Genomic DNA, 18,498 nt, shown 5'->3' with positions numbered 1-18,498 from the left:
ATGGATAAAAACACATTAATAGGTTTTCTGCTGATCGGTGTCGTATTATTTGCGTTTAGCTGGTTCAACCGGCCAACGCCTGAGCAGTTGGAGGCGCAACGTCGTTACCAAGATTCAATCGCGAAGATTGAGTATGCCCAGCAACTGGAATTGCAGAAACAAGAGAACAAAAGTGCTTTAGTGGAGGATTCGTTGGAGAACGTGCCGGACTCGGTAAGGGCGCAACGTTTGCAGCAGAGCTTCGGCGTATTCGGCGAAGCTATGGTGGGTACGGAAGATTACACGACCCTGCAAAATGACTTGGTTGAGCTTCGTATCAGCAATAAGGGCGGACGTATTTGTTACGCACGCTTGAAGGAGTATGATACGTATAATGACGAGCCTCTCGTTTTGTTCGACGAGAAAGAGTCTAATTTTAATTTTACGTTGGTCACGGCTACGAACCGTGTCGTGAATACGGGCGATTTGTATTTTACCCCGGTTAAAGGTAATGATCCGAATTCTGTGATCATGCGTTTGAACACCGGCGAGGGTAGTCATCTGGATTTTACCTATACCTTGAAACCGGATGATTATATGGTGCAATACCAGATTCTGGGTACGGGATTGAACGGTGTCTTGGCACCGAGCACGAATGCCTTGGATTTATTGTGGGAGCAGGATATCCGCCAACAGGAAAAAGGACGTAAGTTTGAGGATCGCTACGTGACCTTGAACTACAAGTTCATGGCGGACGACGTGGAACACCTGAGCGAGTCGAAGAGTGACAGCAAGCAGATCCCGAACCGCTTGAAATGGATCGGTTATAAGGATATGTTCTTCTCTACCGTATTGATCTCGCAAGAGGGCTTTGAGGCTACTACCTTAGACTCGAAAGCGATTCCGGAGGGGGATGTATTGAAACAATTCAAGACGACCACTTCTGTACCTTTCGACTTGCAAGGTAAGGAGGCCACGAACCTGTCCTTGTATTTCGGACCGAATAAGTTCGCCTTGTTGAAGTCCTTCGATAAAGGTGTCGTTGCCGAGCAGCAACTGGATCTGGAGAAGTTGGTTCCGCTTGGTTGGGGTATTTTCCGTTGGGTGAATCAATATTTCGTGATCCCTTTGTTCGACTTCTTGGGTAAGTTTATCCATAATTATGGTATCTTGATCCTTTTGATGACGATCATCGTGAAAACCATCCTTTTCCCGTTGACGTATAAGTCTTATATGTCGTCCGCCAAGATGCGTGTATTGCGTCCGCAAGTGGAGGAGATCAACGCTAAGTATCCCGGACAGGATAAGGCTATGGAACGGCAGAAAGCGACGATGGAGCTATATAGCCGTGCGGGGGCGAGCCCGATGAGCGGTTGCTTGCCGATGTTGTTGCAGATGCCGATCTTGATCGCTTTATTCATGTTCTTCCCGTCGGCGATCGAGTTACGTCACCAGAGTTTCCTTTGGGCGCACGACTTGTCTACTTACGACGCTATCTTTAGTTGGAATAAATATATTCCGATCATCACTCCGTATTTCGGAAATCACATCAGTTTGTTCTGTTTGTTGATGACGATCACGAATATTTTTTATACCAAGTATAATATGGAGATGACGAATACCGGGCAGCAACAGATGCCGGGCATGAAGGCCATGATGTACATGATGCCGTTGATGTTCTTGGTGTTCTTCAACCAGTATGCTTCCGGTTTGACGTATTACTATTTCATCTCTACGTTGATCACAATCGTGCAGACATTGATCTTCCGCTATACGATCAATGAGGATAAATTGTTAGCTAAGTTGGAGGCAAACAAACGGAAACCGATGAAGAAATCCGGTTTCATGAAACGTCTGGAAGAGGCTCAACGAGCACAGCAGGAGACGTTGCGTAAACAACAAGAGGCTAAGAAAAAACGATAGGATAATAGTAATTGTTGTCCTTGAAAAAGGTCCCTTTATTTGCTTATTGGTAGATAAAGGGATTTTTTTTGTATATCTTGGCTCCTCTACTTGAAAAACAAGACGTCTTGATCATGATTCTATTTGTTTATTTGTATTTATTCAAAACTTTTTGTTTGTTTGCATTGTTTTGTATTCAAAAGATTGATGAGGAAATTGATTTTTTCTATATTGAGGAAATAGGGAGGTTATAAATAAGAGATTTTGTCAATGACAAAAAATGAACGATCGCTTCAATGGGTAATAGCGGGAATATTCTTCGTAGTATGCTTTGCTTTCTTTCAATGGATTTACCCAAACCATTTGTTCTTCAAAGAGCAGATGAGGATTTTTTTGTATACCACCGATTATTTTATCTCGTTCTGGGATGAGCCGGCCTGGTTGAGCTGTTATGTGGGGAATTTCTTGATACAGTTCTTCCATTTGACTGTGATAGCTCCGTTAATCGTGACGTGCGTGTTGTTGCTCTTATGGTATTACTCTATGCGGGTTTTACGCAAGTTCGGGAATGGTAATATGGTCTCCATATATGCGTTGTTTCCGGTAGCGTTAGAGTGGGGATTGATTTGTCGGTTGTCGTATAGTATAGCGTCTACGCTTACGTTGATTTTCGTGCTATGGCTCTTCTTGGGATACATCCGGATTAAGAATAAGAGAACGTCCGTTTGGGTGGCTTTTATACTTCTTCCCATAATTTATAGCATGGTCGGTAGCCGGCTGTTTGTCTTCTCCTTGATGGTGATATTCTATGAGGGAGCCAAGAATAGGAAACGGTGGTGGTTCTGGCTTTCTCTTTTGTTATCGAGTTATTTATATCCGTTGTTCATGCGTCATTTTTATGGATTGAGCATTGAGGAGGCCTATAAATATTCCCATGTGGATGGCTTGAGCGTATATTTCCCCGCTTTAGCGTTGATTCTAGAGATATTCGCTTTGGAGATTAAAAGTATACGTAGGATACGTCTGAATCGGCATAGCTTGCTTATAACCTTTTTAGTCGTATTTGGATTCTTTTCATTTGTTATAGCGGGTACGAACCGGAAGCGGGAAAAGGTTCTGGCAGTAGACCAAGCGATCTATAGGGGTGATTGGGAGCGAGTCTTGGATTTGTCTGCCGGATTTGATTCTCCCGATATCTTGGTAAGTTATTATAGGAATATCGCTTTCTCCAAGAAGAACGAGTTGCCCCAGAATTTGATGGATCATTATCAACGAGGGGCGGACGCCTTGTTCTTACCGATCGATTTGAGGTCTTCTATACTTCCCGTGTTTTTCAGTAATGAGGTGTATTATCAATTGGGAGATATGGATATGGCCCGTCACCGGGCGATCGAAGGAATCTTGTTCAGCCCTAAACAAAGAAGCGTACGGCAGATCAAGCGGCTGGTGGAGATTGATATGCGGCGAGGGGATATTGAGGAGGCTAGAAAATACCTGAACCTATTGGACGCGACGTTATTTTATCACTCATGGGCAAGGTCGAAGGAGGAACAGTTGAAGGGTGAGGAGACCTTGTCGATGGAGAAACGTTTGCCGAGGAAAAGTGATTGGGAGCGAGAGCACGACATACTAATGTCCATATCCGATTATCCGGGCGTACTGTCAAGTTTGGTGGCGGAATATCCGGAAAATAAACAGGCATTGGATTATTTGTTGTGCTATTATTTACTGAACGAGAATTTGAATAGTTTTAAGAATACGTTCGATACTTATTATAAAGGAAAATTTGAGGTTGTACCCCGTTTGTATGAGGAGGCTTTGGTACAAGTCTTATCTAAAAGCTCGGACGAGGAGATAGCCGGTTATCAGACACCTCAGGATGTTATCGAGGATTACCAAGATTACATCCATTGTAAATCGGGTAGAAAAGCAAAGGAGGAATTACGAGAACGTTATTCCTCCACCTATTGGTACTACTCTGACTATATTCATTGAATAATAGTGTAAGTGATCAGCGGTTCGCGAGGAAGGCTAAGGCTTTCTCCATGTCCTCCGGTGTATCTATACCGATCGTTTCTTGCTCTGTGATGCCGACCTTGATTTTATATCCGTTTTCCAACCAGCGTAATTGCTCAAGGCTTTCCGCCAGTTCTAAAGCGGATTGAGGTAATTGGGTGATTTCTTTCAGCACTTGCGCACGATAGGCATATAACCCGATATGTTTGTAAAAGGTATGACTCGGCAACCATTCCGTATATTTCTTGCCCCGGATATAAGGAATAATAGATCGACTGAAATACATAGCCTCGTTGTTTTTGTTGAGTACGACTTTCGGGGAATTGGGATTGAATAGGGTACTCTCGAAATCATCGTCCGAACGGAAAGGCTTTACCAATGTCGCTATTTGCGTGTTTGCGTCGGCGAAGCAGGTTTTGATCGTCTGGATTTGCTCGGGATGGATAAAAGGCTCGTCACCTTGGATATTGACAATCACATCATACCCTTCGCCTATTTTCTGATAAGCCTCGTAGCAACGATCCGTACCGCTACGATGTTGATCGGAGGTCATGACGACTTGGCCGCCGAAGGTTTTAACCGCATTCTCTATCCGGATATCGTCGGTAGCTACGCAAACGGAGTCTAAGACATCCTTTACTTGCTCATATACACGTTGTATCATGGGCTTTCCGTTCATATCCGCTAATGGCTTCCCCGGAAAACGGGTAGAGGCGTATCTCGCCGGAATAATTCCTATAAACTTCATCATTCTATATCGTTTTGTTAACTGGTTACTACTTTTCCTTCGCTTAACTGGATCAACTTATCCCGTTCGCCTACGATCCATACGATATCTCCTTCCTCGAAAACCGTACTGGGAGGCGGATTCTTGATCGAGCTACTTCCACGTTCGATACCGATTACCAAACAAGCGGCTTTATCACGGATACCGGACTCTATGATGGAGCGGCCGATCAATCGGGAACCTTCCGAGATAATGATTTGCTCCATGTTCATCTCTTCCTTTCTTGTGTTCGATTGCTCGGCGTATGATTTCTTGTAGCGTTCCTCCAGATATTTCCTAAAGTGCTCCAGATCATCATCGGCGCCAACTACTACCAGTTTATCGAACGGGTAGAGCCGCTCGTCTCCTCCCGGTATATTGATTCGCTTCTCTCCCCGGATAATCGTTACGATATTTACGTTGCACTTTTGCCTGAAGTTTAATTCTTTCAGGCTTTTTCCCATACTGGGGGAATTCTGCTTCACCTCGAAATCCGCTAAATGGAGATCTCGTTCTAATAAGTGGTTCGCGAAACGCTGGTTGATCGGGGCTTTTCGCTCTTGTTCCACTTCCCTCGCTACAAGGTTACTGAAAAAATGCCGTTCCATCAGGATCGACTGCCTCTTTAGCCGTTTGGAGAATATCATTAATACGATAACGGCGGAAGCGACCGCTAGCATAATTCCTAGCGCAGCATTCAATAACCGTGCGACAGGAAGCATGACGAGACCGATACAGAGCAGGATTCTGAGGATCACGAGTGAGACTAGGGGACCCCGGTTATATTTATTATCGTTCCATAATTGCTGGAACTCCACGGAATGATTCTTTTTCATCATGATCGCCCGCAACATCGGGGAGATCAGAGCTAGGATTAAGATCAAGGAGATTAGATTTCCTTGGATGCCGGGCAAATGTTTGCAGATGAACGGTGTCACGATTTGTAGCCATAAAAAGATAAGTACTAGGCAGACGGCGGTATAAGTACCGACGATGCGGACCAAGGCTTTTAGTAACTTATTCCATGCGCTTTTTTGACGGATCGTATTGGAACCGGATGAATATCGCTCCAAGAACTGTTTCCAATTCTCCGGTATGATCCGCTCCGCCCATTTGTAGGCAGGTTCCGCTAGCCGGATCATATAAGGTGTGAAGAATGTCGTGATCACGGATACGGCGACAACGATCGGATACAGATATTGATCCGTCACGTTTAATGATAGTCCCAAACCTGCGATGATGAAGGCGAATTCTCCGATCTGCGCTAACGAGAAACCAGACTGGATGGCTATTTTTATCGGTTGTCCGGACAGTAATACTCCGAAGCTGGCGAAACAAATCTGTCCGGCCATGACTACGAGCGTGATAATGAAAATCGGGATTTTATACTCCCAGAGCATCTGAGGATCGATTAACATGCCTACAGACACGAAGAAAATCGCTCCAAATAAGTCTTTTACGGGTTTTACCAAATGCTCGATCCGTTCAGCGTCAATGGTCTCGGCCAAAATCGAACCCATGACAAAAGCTCCGAGAGCCGATGAGAATCCGGCTTTTGTGGCGATCATAACCATACCAAGGCATAGCCCGATGCTCACGATCAACAGAGTCTCCTCATTTAGGAAGCTTTTTGCCTTTTTCAGAAAAGAGGGGATCAAATAGATCCCGACGACGAAACAGAATAAAAGGAAAATGCCTAATTTGACTACGCTATCCAGCATCTCCATGCCTTCCACGTGTTTACTTACCGCTACGGTAGAAAGTAATACCATTAATAATACGGCGAATAGATCCTCTACCACCAAGATACCGAATACGACACCGGCGAATCGTTGGTTACGCAATCCCATGTCGTCGAATGCCTTGAAGATAATCGTCGTGGAAGACATCGATAACATACCTCCGAGGAAAAGACTGTTCATATGTCCCCAACCCAGTGATAAGCCCGTGATATATCCCGCTGTCATCATACCTATAACAACGGTTATGGCTCCAATGACGGCGGTTCCTCCCACCTTCATCAACTTCTTGAAACTGAAATCGAGCCCCAAAGCGAATAACAGGAAGATAACGCCTATATCAGCCCAGATACGGATACTTTCCACATCTGTAACTGTCGGTATTTGCTCGATGGAAGGCCCGGCGAGTATTCCGGCTACGATATACCCCAATACGACCGGTTGCTTTAACTTTTTGAATAACAGGGTAACCAACCCGGCGGATATGAGTATGACCGCAAGATCTGATATTAGCGCAGGTATCTGAGACATCGTTTATTGTTTTTTCGATTGCCAAAGTTAGGTATTTATTTTAATTTTGTGTCTCAAAACAGAAGCCAAAATGAAGAAGAAACATCCGATTGAAGCGCTTATAGAGCAAGGGGAACATCAACAACTTGATTTTAAGTTTGAGGTGAGCGACAGTAAGAAGATCGCCCGGACGTTGAGTGCGTTCGCGAATACAGATGGCGGGCGTCTGCTGATTGGAGTGAAGGATAACGGCGCTATTTCCGGTGTGAGAAGTGAGGAGGAATATTATATGATCGAGGCTGCTTCTAAAATGTATACGCATCCCGAGGTGCCGTTTACAGCTAAGCGCTGGGATGTCAACGGGAAGACCGTATTGGAGGTCTATATCGCCCCAAGCGATGAGAAACCGCATACGGCACCGGATAAAGACGATAAATACAAGGCCTATATCCGGGTTGCGGACGAGAATATATTAGCGAACGAAGTCCTCATGCAAGCATGGAAGAAGCAGAAAACCAAAGAAGGTACATTGCTGAAAATAAGTAAGCCCGTCGAGATCCTGTTTTCTTGGCTCGACGAACATCCGTATATCAGCATAAAGCAGTTTTGCCGTATCGCCCATATCAATTATTATGCGGCCCGTAACATCCTAAGCGATTTGATGGCTATGGGAGCGATGGAATATGTCGTGATTGATAAATGTATTGCCTATAAACGGATCGCATAGACTCGTTTATAGGTTGATTACATAGACTTGCGCGCTCTCGAATCTGACGACTTTGATAGGAGTCCCTTTCTCGATGAAGCCAGACTCCGATACGCCGTCATACAACTCTCCCTCGATAGATACCTTACCCGAAGGACGTAAAACGGTAGCGGCCGTGCCCTCTTTTCCGATCAGTTGTGTCAAATTGGGGCTGGATACCGCTTTTTCCAAATCAGCGTTTAATGCCATTTTCTTTAGCGGTCCTTTATGTCCTATTTTGTTGGATAACCATATCACTAGCGTGAATCCGATACCCAGACCTAATAGAACCGTTAAAGCGGCTCTGCCCGTATCCATTCCAGATACGTTTTGAAAATCAAAAACAGTATTGTTCAGTAAGCTCATTGTAAGTCCGCCGACCACGAGAATAATTCCACTTATCCCCGCTATGCCAAAGCCCGGGATCACGAATATCTCCAGCATTATTAATATAACGCCGAGAATGAATAACAGGATTTCCCAGTTTTCAGCCAACCCGTCCATATAGAGAGGAGCGAAGTAAAGGATAGCCGCTATTATCGCGGCAGCGGATGGAAAACCAAGCCCTGGGGTTTGCATCTCGAAATAAATACCACCGATGATAATGATGATTAATAAGCCCTGTATTACCGGACTCATAAAGAAACCTTTTACATTATCGAACCATGAGGGTTCATAACTTTTAATCTCATAGTCCTTACATCCGATATATTCTGTGATTACTTGACCCGGACTCTCGGCGATGCCATCGCAATAACCCCATTTGAGTGCTTCTTGAGAGGTAAGTGTCAATACTTTACCACTATCGATGAGGTTGGGGACGATCACTCTGTCATCGACCATCGCTTCGGCGATTAAAGGATCTCTTTTCCATTTATAGATCGTGTCGCCGTTTTGTATAAGCGTATCTTTCCCTTGCGCCTCAGCCGTCGAACGGATCATGGAACGCATATAAGATTGATATTTATCAGGTAGAGCCGCACCCGTTTGATTGACAACCGTTGCCGCTCCTATATTCGCCCCTTTCCGCATATAGATTTTCTTGCATGCTATGGAAATTAAAGCACCTGCTGAAGCTGCGTTATTATCGATAAATACATATACCGGTATGGGACTATATAAAATAGCCGTTCGCATAGAATCTGCAGATTCCAGTAATCCGCCGTATGTGTTCATATGCAATAAGATGGCATCGGCGTTCAATTGCTTGGCCTCTGATAATCCGTTATGGAGATAAATCCACGTGGTGTTATCGATCTCTTTTTTTATATCAATTGTATATATTAAGGACTTCTCTTTAGCCTCCGATTGAAGAGAGATTGCAAGTATTAATACTATAGCTGTTAACATTGTTAATAAACGTTTCATCTTGTTTGTATTATATTCGTTTTTAATATTTGGTTGAAAATTGTAACTGGCTTGTTGTAAATGTTGATTTTTGTAACTTGTGCAACTTGTAAATAATACTCATTTTCGGTAAGATTTACAACAAAAATATTAAGTTACGATTTTTAATATTAATATTTATCAAAGAACTGTATATCTCCATTTTTAATTTATATATTTGTTGCATCCTTCAATGTTTGAGGGATAATACTTATACAGTATTAAACTTTATTTAACTAGTAACAATATGAATGCGTTGCAATTTCAGAAAAAATTATTGAGCATGCAAGAAAACATGATGAATTTTGCGCTTATGCTTACAGCGAATAGGGATGATGCCCAAGATCTGATGCAGGACACAACGCTGAAGGTTTTAGACAATCAAGAAAAATTTGTAGACAATATCAATTTTAAGGGCTGGGTCTTGACTGTGATGCGTAACATTTTCATTAACAATTATCACAAGATCGTTCGCACGCAAACTGTCGTAGATCAAGGTGTCGACTTATATAACTTGGATGTCGTGAACGATTCAGGTTTTGACTCTCCGGATGGCGCTTATCAAATTCAAGAGATCACGAAAGCGATCAACGGTTTGAACAATGAGTTGAAGGTTCCATTCTCTATGTTTTTGAGTGGCTATAAATACAATGAGATCGCTGATAAACTGGATGTTCCTCTGGGGACGGTTAAGAGCCGTATATTTTTCGCTCGACAAGAATTACAAAAAGTTTTAAAAGATTTTCGTCAAGGATAAAATTTACTTTATATAAAAGAAGCCGTCTTTAACAAAAGACGGCTTTCTTTTTATTCGGCCGGTTGGTATAAATATCTCTTGATGCTTCTTTTGGGTGTTTTCTCGAATTCTTCTTGATACAGCTTGAAACAGGTGATTTTACTGTAATTCGGCATCTCCTCGTTTACTTGGTCAATGTTGGTCTGCATCAACTTCTCGATTTCGGAATGTTGTATACCTGCCTTATCTACTTGCTCCCAATCGGGATAGATGAGGGCGACTAGTTTACCTCCTTGGGAGATGATGAGCGATTCCGCTACATATAGCATATTATTCAAGCGATCCTCGATCTCTTCCGGATAGATATTTTGTCCGCTGGGGCCTAGAATCATGGTTTTACTACGGCCGCGGATATATAAAAATCCATCTTTATCGAGGGTTCCCAGATCGCCGGTACGCATCCATCCGTCAGGCATCATAACGGCTTTCGTAGCCTCCGGATTCTTGTAATAACCGAGCATCACGTTCATACCCTTCACCAATATTTCTCCCACCTTGTTTTCCGGGTCCTCTGAATCGATGCGGACTTCCATACGGTCGACGATACGTCCTACGGAACCGGGCTTAAACTCATCCCATTGCGCATAGGAGACTAGCGGGCCACATTCGGTCATCCCGTAGCCTACGGTATAGCGGAAATGGATGGAATGAAGGAACGTCTCCACTTCTTTATTGATAGCGGCTCCTCCGATAACGATCTCCCCGAAGTTCCCTCCGAAAGACGCCGTTAACTTGGCGGAAATGGTATCCAGTACTTTCTGGTCTATATAGGGGACTTTCAAGAGCAATTTAATCAAAGGCTTCTCCAGTTCGGGGAATACCTTGTTTTTGATGATTTTCTCGATAATCAGAGGTACGGCTAGGATCAGCGCCGGCTTGATTGTCGTAAAAGCTTCCGCTATGATTTTCGGGCTGGGGGTACGTGTGAGGAAGTGTACATGGCAGCCTTTATTCACGGAATTCAATACCTCGAATGCCAATCCGTACATATGGGCCATCGGAAGCATACATACGATATTATCTCCCGGATGGATGAACGGTAAATTGTCGTAAGCGAATTGCGTATTACTCCATAAGCTCCGATAGGGGATCATAACCCCTTTCGAGAAACTGGTGGTTCCGGAAGTATAATTAAGTACCGCTAATTCTTCCGGCTTTTCCACGTGATACCGAACATCGTTCGACGTGAATGAACGAGGATACTTTTTACCGAAATATTCATTGATCCGGTCTCTTACTACCCGGACTTCTTTGCTTTTACTGTGAATGATCGAGAAGTTATCCAGCATCATGAACAGTTTCACGTCGGGCATCATGCGTTCATTCATATTCTCCCAGTTGCTGGAAGCGGCAAGGACTGCCTTTGCCTCGGAATGATTTACGATATGATGTATATTATCCGGTTTGAATTCATGTAGGATAGGCACGGCTACGGCTCCATAAGCCAAGATCCCGAAGAAACAGATCGCCCAGTTGGAGGAGTTCCGTCCAACTAAAGCCACCTTATCCCCCTTTTTAATGCCGGCATGCTCTAGGATAATATGAAATTTCTCGATTCGACGAGCTACATCTTTATAATGGAAGGTATGTCCATTATAATCGGAGAACGCCGGGAGATCCCAATGCTCCTTGATGCTATTCTCTATGAGTCCTAAAAAACGATTCTCCATACTAATTTATTTATCAAATAACCATATGACAGGGTGGAAAGTTGTCAAAAGCCAAAGATAGTGCCTTTTCTGTAAATTATGAGTTTCAGTCTGCCGGAAACTGAAATATTCTTTACCTTTGTCTCTCCAAATAGAAGAATATGGTAGCACCTCTGGTAAAACGGATATGGATCTGGTGCAGGAATCTGTTGATCTTCCTGTTTGTATCCAGTATATTGGCGGTAGTGGTATATAAATTTGTACCCGTATATTATACGCCATTGATGTTTATTCGTATGTATGAGCAGCATCAGGATGGGAAGAAAATGAAACTCGATCATACGTGGGTTCCTATATCCAAGATCGCCCAGCCTTTGGTTCAAGCGGTCATAGCGTCGGAGGATAACCTGTTCATGGAGCATAATGGCTTTGATGTGGAACAAATCCAGAAGGCACGGGCCGAGGCCGAGAAAGGTAAAAGGGTAAGAGGTGCCAGCACGATTTCCCAGCAGACCGCTAAGAATGTATTTCTTTGGCCGGGGAAAAGTTATTTACGGAAAGGTATCGAGGTCTATTTTACCTTCTTGATCGAATGGATATGGGGAAAGGAACGTATTATGGAAGTCTATCTGAACTCGATAGAGATGGGGGAGGGCATCTATGGTGCGGAGGCGGTAGCGGAGGCTCATTTCGGTAAGCATGCCTACCAATTGACCAAAAGCGAGGCAGCCCTAATAGCGGCCACACTTCCAAATCCCCGGAAGTTTAATTCTGCTAAACCGTCACCTTATATGCTGAAACGACAAGCGAAAATAATTTCCTTAATGGGAAAACTGATAAAAGTAGAAATGGGATATGGTGCCGGGCAAGTTGATCCCGGTACCGGAAAGGTTAAAAAAAGAAAGAAATGGAGAGCTTCCGTTATCATGACTTGGGACGAATCGCTTATGCCGATGCGTTAGAATATCAGACAGCTGCTTTCGAGGTCTTATTGGATGCGAAGGCAACGGGAAAGAAAGAGGATAATCAATTATTCTTTTGTGAGCATTTACCGGTCTTGACGATCGGTAAAAGTGGCAAGGACTCTAATTTGCTTATCCCCGAGGAAACTTTACGGGAACGAGGGGTCTCGTTTTACCATATAAACAGAGGGGGGGATATAACGTATCACGGTCCGGGACAGATTACCGGTTATCCGGTATTTGATCTGGAATATTGGAATCTGGGATTGAAACAATACATCTATATGTTGGAAGAGACGATCATCCGTTTCCTATCGCTTTACGACTTGAAAGGGGAACGTTTGGAAGGGGCGACGGGTGTATGGCTAGACCCTGAAGTACCGGGACGTGCCCGTAAGATCTGTGCGATTGGCGTGAAAAGCAGCCGGTTCGTTACGATGCATGGCTTTGCTTTGAATATAAATACGGATCTGAGTTACTTTTCATTGATCAACCCTTGTGGCTTTACGGATAAAGGCGTTACCTCCTTGGCTATGGAGTTGGGGGCACCCCAAGACTTTGAGTTGGCAAAAAGTCAATTGAGATCGATTTTCATGGAAATCTTCGCTTGATATGGCAGTCATTCATTTCGCTCCTTTGCAAGGATATACGGATTCGGTTTATAGAGAGGCGCATACCCGAGTATTCGGGGGCGTAGATACCTATTATACTCCTTTTGTAAGGATAGAGAAAGGTGGTTTCCGGAATAAGGACTTGAAGGATATCGCTTGCGATAGAAATAGGCAGGTACATGTCGTACCGCAATTGATCGCTTCCACACCAGACCAGTTTCGGTCGATCGTGCGTTTATTCCAAGAGAATGGGTACCGGGAAGCGGATATTAATTTAGGATGCCCTTTCCCTATGCAGGTCCGTGCCCATAGAGGCTCGGGACTTTTGCGGTACAAGGAAGAGGCCGAGTCTTTATTACGTACGATTGAGGAGTTCCCGGATATTTCTTTTTCTGTGAAAATGCGTTTGGGGTGGGAGTGTGCGGACGAGTCATTCGTGCTTCTGTCCTTATTAAATAAGTTACCTTTGAAGCATATAACCTTGCATCCCCGGTTAGGGATACAGCAATATAAAGGAGCTATCGATTGGGATGGATTCTCCCGTTTTTATGAGGAATGTAAACTTCCTTTATATTATAATGGAGATTTAGTGGGGCTGGAAGATATCCGAGGTATAAAGGAGCGTTTTCCGGGGCTTGCCGGGCTTATGCTAGGACGAGGGTTATTGGCCTCTCCTTGGCTGGCCACTGAGTTTGTGTCCGGACAAGTCTTGACCGTGAATGAGAGGCGGGATAAACTAGTCATGTTCCATGAGTCGTTGATGGATGAATATGCTGCCCGGTTGGAAGGTGGCGAGCATCAGGTATTATCCAAAATGAAGACAATCTGGGATTATCTTTTGCCTGAGGCCGATAAAAGGCTTCGCAAGAAAGTATTGAAAAGTACTTCCCTTACTTCTTATCAGTCGGCAGTGAAAGATTTGTTGAGTCTTTGACTACGGGAGGGACATTCGTAGAGTCTTTGGGAATCAAGGGTAAAAGAGGTCTCTTTCTTCTTCTGAAAATCTCAGAGAAATTTGTAAAGTCTTTCCGGTACATGATTCCTACACCTTGTATGGTTAATGCTTGCTTCAGGCCGAAATACATATCTCTGGCATGGTTATAAGCCTTTAGCCGGATCTCACCGGAGGGGGTTAACTTATATTCTAGGTCGAACTCCCCGATAAAGGTGTTATTTTTGCCTGTAGTGACCGTATTTCTCATACCGAAATTACCATTGATCAATAAGCGGTTGTTTAGCAACTGGCTGGATAATATCATCTCGTATTCCGTGTCTTCCTTGAAACCGTCTTGTCCCGCTCGTATGTTTGTCCCTATTTGCACTTTATCCGTGAAACTACCTAACAGATTGGATAATTGCGCTGAGATAGCGGATGAAGCCACGGCGTTTAACTCGCTAGACTTATAACTCGTTTGGGCATATTCTGGTGTGTAGAATTTATTTAACACCAGCAAATAAACAATTTGCCGAGTCATCATATCCTCTGTGTCTATAAACGCTTTGACTTGACGCTCTAATTCCTCGTTAGAGTTCGGAAATTCTAAGTCGAAGGAAATAGACGGGCTGCGCAATGCGCCTTCAAGGTTTAAGACGCAATTGACGGGTATGTTTGTTCGAGAACTTTCTTGTAAGAGACTCTGATCCAAGTCTCCGATATTTGCGGTCAGATTGTAGATCGCATTGATATCCATATGGGCATTAAAGGGATCGCCACGGAAATTGATCGTGCTACCGTCTCTGATCTTAAAGTCTTTATGGATGATTTGCTGTAAGCTGAAATTATAGTTTCCTTGTACGATATTCACGTCGCCATACATACGAAGATCACTTCTTGTTCCATATTGTATTTGTAAACTTCCACTGGCGTTTCCTTTGATACGGTCTCCCGCTATCGGGTCCATGATTAGCTCTATATCGGCATCGGGTGTGATATCAAGGAGGAAGTTCATTCGTAGTTCGGCTCCCTCGTCAGTCTCGTGTACGATATTCAATGGGTGTGTGGACGTGGAATCTACGTTAGCGGCCAACTTGCTTTTATCGACGAACGTGATAAAATCATAGTCCGTAGCCGAGTTATTATTCATGAAGTCCAGATAAATAGCGGTCTTAGGTTCGCTTTTCATGTTAATATCAAAGTCTATCAACTTACCGTTGCCCTTGATTTGCGCCGTTCCGCTGGCGAATACCGTTCCATAGATCAGCGGATTCTTTTTCTGGTTGGCGTTATACATCAACATCTTATTACCCTGCACGTTTACGAGGAAGCTATAATCCCGGAAATGCAGATGATTGAACTTAAGGCTGACTTTTCCGGAGTTGCCGAATTGATCCTTGACCGTGATATTCCGTAAATTGACGGACGTAGAGTCAAGGTGGACGGAATCGGAGAAGGTATAATACGTATCCAAGAAATCAACGCCTACCCCTCCATCCATGACATAGGCATCTCCCTCGACATTCAGCTCCTTAAAGGGGCCGTGCAAATGTATACTTCCGAATCCCCGGCCTTGCAAGTTCTTTATGACCGTATCGACAAAGGGTTGCAAGAAGGCCAGATTGATATCATTGGCATCGAAATACAAGGATAGCCCCGCATTGGGCCCGACTGGAAATACATAACCGTTCACATCCGTCCAAGTGCTGTCGTTCTTGTAGATGCTTCCCAGCATAAGGATACCTTTCTGTGCGTCGTCCCATTCGCTGAAGAGATTGAGGCGACCCAAGGGGGTTTGGTTGAATGAGAAATTCTTTACTTCCAGATCCGTATTTAGCATGCGGCTATTGAATAAGTCGTTCACATAGAACTTACCGGTCGCCTCACCCCCGAATTGCAAGACTGGGATATTCAATACGTCGAAGACATAACTCAGCTCTATTTGCTTCAAGTCTACCAATAAAGTATCTGCCGGATCTTTCGAGATCGTCCCTTCCATAGATAAATACTGGGTCTCATGATCTACCCGGAAATGCTCGATACCGATCTTGCCCTCACGAATTGTTATATTCGCCGGATTGATGGTCCAGAGCGTGTCTTTAATAATGAGGGGGCTTTTATTCAACGTGACTTCCGTACGTAACTTGGCCGGCCCTTTCTCGCTTTCCTCCTCGACAAAAAGGGTAGAGGCGGAGATGTCGGCCTTAAATAACCGCTCTTTATTATTCGCCCACCCAATCATGGTATTCACCAGATTGTCTTTAGCGTCTGCCTTGAGATCAAGGTAATTACGCAGTCCCTTGTCGTTGTAATTAATCGTTTTTAATTGGAGGTTTACCTTATCGTTCGGATTGTCGCAAACCAAGTAGCCGGATTCGAACATGGATTTCCCGAGATTGAACTTCGGAAGCCACGCCTCGATACGGAACTTATTATAAATATTATTATAATGTCCCGTGATCCGTCCGGGTTGCACCATCGTGAACGGTAGTTTCAATGTCGTAGAAAGCGCTTCCGTATTCTCGATCGTTAATAGGAGGGCGAAGTTATTCTCCTTCACGATTTGTTTTTTCCGGGTCGTGTTGATCAAGGCTGGCACATATCCCTTGAACGTATTCATAAGGCTGGGGATTAGCGTGTTGAATGAGTAAGACCCGGTGACCTCTCCATTCAAGATATCGGACGTTATGGTTAATTGCCGGTCGAGACTATGCCCCGAGGCAACTACTTCGAATTTCTTAAGGAAGAAGCTGCTGGGAGTGGTCTCGAAAGAAAGACTGTCCAACGTGATGCTACCTTCCAGATTATCGATATTATCTCCGGTGAAATCCGCGTTTAAAGCCAAGGAGATATTCGGCGCCTCATATTTGTCCGTCAGGTTCAATCGGTCCGGCCGGAAATGATCGAGGCGGGCGGTGAAATTAAACAAGGAGTTTTGCCCTTGGTGCTGGAAGATACCTTGGGCGTATAACTCGCCATTGGGATCGTTTACATGGATAGTCCCATCGAAACTACTCTTCTTGAAATTACCGGAAAGATTTATATCCTTGTATTTATAAGCTTTATAATCGAACTCCTTGACTTGTGCTTGGATATTTCCGGAGAAATTTCCGCCAACAGGTCTACGGGTATCGATATTGATGTCGAAGCGAGCCTCCCCGAAAGGATTATTCTCGCCAAATAACTCATGGAACCGCAAGTTGCTGGAGGCGATGCGTCCCCGTAGGTAAGCGGCTATATTCTTATCCTTGTTGCTACCAAATATCAAGTCTGTCTGTATGGAGCCGATGGAAGACGATAATTTTCCGAAAGCGACTAGGTTATCAAAAAAGCCTGATATCTCGCCCGTGAAATTGATCGTCCCCAATTTGACGACCGGGGCCGGGAGACTCTTCGGACGCTCATTGAAGTTATTGGCCAAACTGGAGATGCCGTCTGTCGTGATATACATCTTATTCACCTTCCCTAAAAGATACGTTTCCTCGGGATGGGTGATGTTCTTTAATTCCATCTGGCCGATAAACAGCATCTTATCGCTATATTTCAAGGTGAGGCGCTTCAAGTTGAAATTATTGATGTAGCCGTTTGCCTCGGCCGATAACTCGATCATGTCGGCGAAGTTCTTGAACGCCGGGACGAAAGGGGATAAGTCCTTCAGGCAGATTTGCGAAGGCGTTATATTCAAATCGATCGGAGCGTTGTTCAAGAGAGCGGGAAGGCTATCGATCTTACTTAAATCGATCCGGGCAAGGCCGATCTTCAAGTCTGTCTGCGGCAAGCGTACCTCGAAGTCCTGCACGAAAGCGCTATCCCGGTTCCCGACCACGTTCAGCGATAACTTATTCAAGGAGAAACCGGACGCCTCGTCGAAACTCATCTTCTTGATATGGGCGTTCACGCTGTCCTTGTTAAAAGCCTTGAGGGATATCTTGGCACTCAGGTTCTTGATATCGATATGCTTGGCGTTGAACTTTCCCGGGGTCTCTTTCTCGCTATCCACGTTATAGCTGAAATTACCTCTTCGGATCATGATGGAGTTGAAACGGAGATCGATATTCTTCTCTTTCTTTATCGAATCCTTGCTGGCGAAAGCGTCGATGACGAATTGCAGGTTCAAGGGGCTTTCAGGCGTATGTTTTCGTAGGTTGAAGGAGAAACCGAACAAGCGTACCGTCGTGAAGACAAACTTCCCTTCCAGTAACGGCATGATCTCGAATCCCGCCGCCACATGGTTCGCCTCGAACATGACTTTCCCGTCTTGGTCTTCCAGATAAAGCCCTTCCAGTACCAGACGATTGAACCATTCGATATCCACGTTACCTATCTTTACGGGCACACCGAGATGGCTGGATAACTGGGTCGTGGCTACTTCCGAGACTTGGGTTTGAATGTAAGGGATTCTCAGCAAGATGCCCGGCAGCGCATAGAATATCCAGAATAACGTAAGTAGGGTAATGATTATGTATTTAAGTCCTCTGATATCTTTTCTATTTATTTAGCGCA

Annotated in this window: 12 protein-coding genes; 7 read left to right on the top strand and 5 right to left on the bottom strand. The window is 44.3% G+C overall.

Annotation, left to right across the window (positions count from 1 at the left end; all coding sequences use genetic code 11):
* Entirely contained in the window at positions 1-1,902 is a 1,902-nt protein-coding gene (yidC, locus tag NBH16_RS14915; protein ID WP_250788821.1) for a membrane protein insertase YidC, read from the top strand.
* A gap of 249 nt (positions 1,903-2,151) precedes the next feature.
* Entirely contained in the window at positions 2,152-3,876 is a 1,725-nt protein-coding gene (locus NBH16_RS14910; RefSeq protein ID WP_227713851.1) for a DUF6057 family protein, read from the top strand.
* Positions 3,877-3,892: 16 nt separating this feature from the next.
* On the opposite strand, the gene kdsB is transcribed toward NBH16_RS14910, so the two are convergent.
* Both kdsB and NBH16_RS14900 read right to left on the bottom strand, forming a co-directional pair.
* Positions 3,893-4,645, bottom strand: coding sequence for a 3-deoxy-manno-octulosonate cytidylyltransferase (gene kdsB / locus NBH16_RS14905; protein ID WP_121961317.1), 753 nt, complete (start codon positions 4,643-4,645; stop codon positions 3,893-3,895).
* A 17-nt stretch (positions 4,646-4,662) separates the two neighbouring features.
* The gene (locus tag NBH16_RS14900) at positions 4,663-6,933 is read right to left on the bottom strand and encodes a monovalent cation:proton antiporter family protein (RefSeq protein ID WP_008771717.1); all 2,271 of its coding nucleotides are present in this window, start codon (positions 6,931-6,933) and stop codon (positions 4,663-4,665) included.
* Between the two features lie 70 nt (positions 6,934-7,003).
* On the opposite strand from NBH16_RS14900, the gene NBH16_RS14895 reads away from it, so the two are divergent.
* On the top strand, positions 7,004-7,639 hold the full coding sequence (locus NBH16_RS14895) for an AlbA family DNA-binding domain-containing protein (protein WP_005855682.1): 636 nt from the start codon (positions 7,004-7,006) through the stop codon (positions 7,637-7,639).
* A gap of 6 nt (positions 7,640-7,645) precedes the next feature.
* On the opposite strand, the gene NBH16_RS14890 is transcribed toward NBH16_RS14895, so the two are convergent.
* A complete protein-coding gene (locus NBH16_RS14890; RefSeq protein WP_158532472.1) occupies positions 7,646-9,025 on the bottom strand; it encodes an NfeD family protein in 1,380 nt (459 codons plus the stop codon).
* A gap of 265 nt (positions 9,026-9,290) precedes the next feature.
* On the opposite strand from NBH16_RS14890, the gene NBH16_RS14885 reads away from it, so the two are divergent.
* A complete protein-coding gene (locus tag NBH16_RS14885; RefSeq protein ID WP_005855686.1) occupies positions 9,291-9,800 on the top strand; it encodes an RNA polymerase sigma factor in 510 nt (169 codons plus the stop codon).
* A 50-nt stretch (positions 9,801-9,850) separates the two neighbouring features.
* On the opposite strand, the gene NBH16_RS14880 is transcribed toward NBH16_RS14885, so the two are convergent.
* Positions 9,851-11,509 (bottom strand): AMP-binding protein, encoded by a 1,659-nt coding sequence (locus tag NBH16_RS14880; RefSeq protein WP_005855687.1) that lies wholly within the window; start codon positions 11,507-11,509, stop codon positions 9,851-9,853.
* 140 nt (positions 11,510-11,649) lie between these two features.
* Between NBH16_RS14880 and mtgA the strand changes: the two genes are divergently transcribed.
* The 3 genes from mtgA to NBH16_RS14865 are packed head-to-tail and all read left to right on the top strand — an operon-like array spanning position 11,650 to position 13,995.
* Positions 11,650-12,450 carry a monofunctional biosynthetic peptidoglycan transglycosylase gene (mtgA, locus tag NBH16_RS14875; RefSeq protein WP_005865395.1) on the top strand — a complete coding sequence of 267 codons (801 nt, stop codon included), beginning with the start codon at positions 11,650-11,652 and terminating at the stop codon, positions 12,448-12,450.
* Positions 12,396-13,061 carry a lipoyl(octanoyl) transferase LipB gene (gene lipB / locus NBH16_RS14870; RefSeq protein WP_008771720.1) on the top strand — a complete coding sequence of 222 codons (666 nt, stop codon included), beginning with the start codon at positions 12,396-12,398 and terminating at the stop codon, positions 13,059-13,061. The genes mtgA and lipB overlap by 55 nt, the downstream gene beginning before the upstream one ends.
* A gap of 1 nt (position 13,062) precedes the next feature.
* Positions 13,063-13,995 (top strand): tRNA-dihydrouridine synthase family protein, encoded by a 933-nt coding sequence (locus tag NBH16_RS14865; RefSeq protein ID WP_122383122.1) that lies wholly within the window; start codon positions 13,063-13,065, stop codon positions 13,993-13,995.
* Here NBH16_RS14865 and NBH16_RS14860 read toward each other — a convergent pair.
* Positions 13,952-18,415 (bottom strand): translocation/assembly module TamB domain-containing protein, encoded by a 4,464-nt coding sequence (locus tag NBH16_RS14860; protein ID WP_350457263.1) that lies wholly within the window; start codon positions 18,413-18,415, stop codon positions 13,952-13,954. The genes NBH16_RS14865 and NBH16_RS14860 overlap by 44 nt on opposite strands.
* Positions 18,416-18,498: the final 83 nt, after the last annotated feature.

The sequence above is a fragment of the Parabacteroides sp. Y3-G-102 genome, from assembly GCF_023656845.1.
Lineage (GTDB): Bacteria > Bacteroidota > Bacteroidia > Bacteroidales > Tannerellaceae > Parabacteroides > Parabacteroides distasonis.
This window is presented reverse-complemented; position numbering and strand designations above follow the sequence as displayed.

Bases quoted from the DNA above. Each gene is read 5' to 3' on its own strand.
- yidC (WP_250788821.1), top strand. From the start codon at position 1: ATGGATAAAAACACATTAATAGGTTTTCTGCTGATCGGTGTCGTATTA.
- NBH16_RS14910 (WP_227713851.1), top strand. From the start codon at position 2,152: ATGACAAAAAATGAACGATCGCTTCAATGGGTAATAGCGGGAATATTC.
- kdsB (WP_121961317.1), bottom strand. From the start codon at position 4,645: ATGAAGTTTATAGGAATTATTCCGGCGAGATACGCCTCTACCCGTTTT.
- NBH16_RS14900 (WP_008771717.1), bottom strand. From the start codon at position 6,933: ATGTCTCAGATACCTGCGCTAATATCAGATCTTGCGGTCATACTCATA.
- NBH16_RS14895 (WP_005855682.1), top strand. From the start codon at position 7,004: ATGAAGAAGAAACATCCGATTGAAGCGCTTATAGAGCAAGGGGAACAT.
- NBH16_RS14890 (WP_158532472.1), bottom strand. From the start codon at position 9,025: ATGAAACGTTTATTAACAATGTTAACAGCTATAGTATTAATACTTGCA.
- NBH16_RS14885 (WP_005855686.1), top strand. From the start codon at position 9,291: ATGAATGCGTTGCAATTTCAGAAAAAATTATTGAGCATGCAAGAAAAC.
- NBH16_RS14880 (WP_005855687.1), bottom strand. From the start codon at position 11,509: ATGGAGAATCGTTTTTTAGGACTCATAGAGAATAGCATCAAGGAGCAT.
- mtgA (WP_005865395.1), top strand. From the start codon at position 11,650: ATGGTAGCACCTCTGGTAAAACGGATATGGATCTGGTGCAGGAATCTG.
- lipB (WP_008771720.1), top strand. From the start codon at position 12,396: ATGGAGAGCTTCCGTTATCATGACTTGGGACGAATCGCTTATGCCGAT.
- NBH16_RS14865 (WP_122383122.1), top strand. From the start codon at position 13,063: ATGGCAGTCATTCATTTCGCTCCTTTGCAAGGATATACGGATTCGGTT.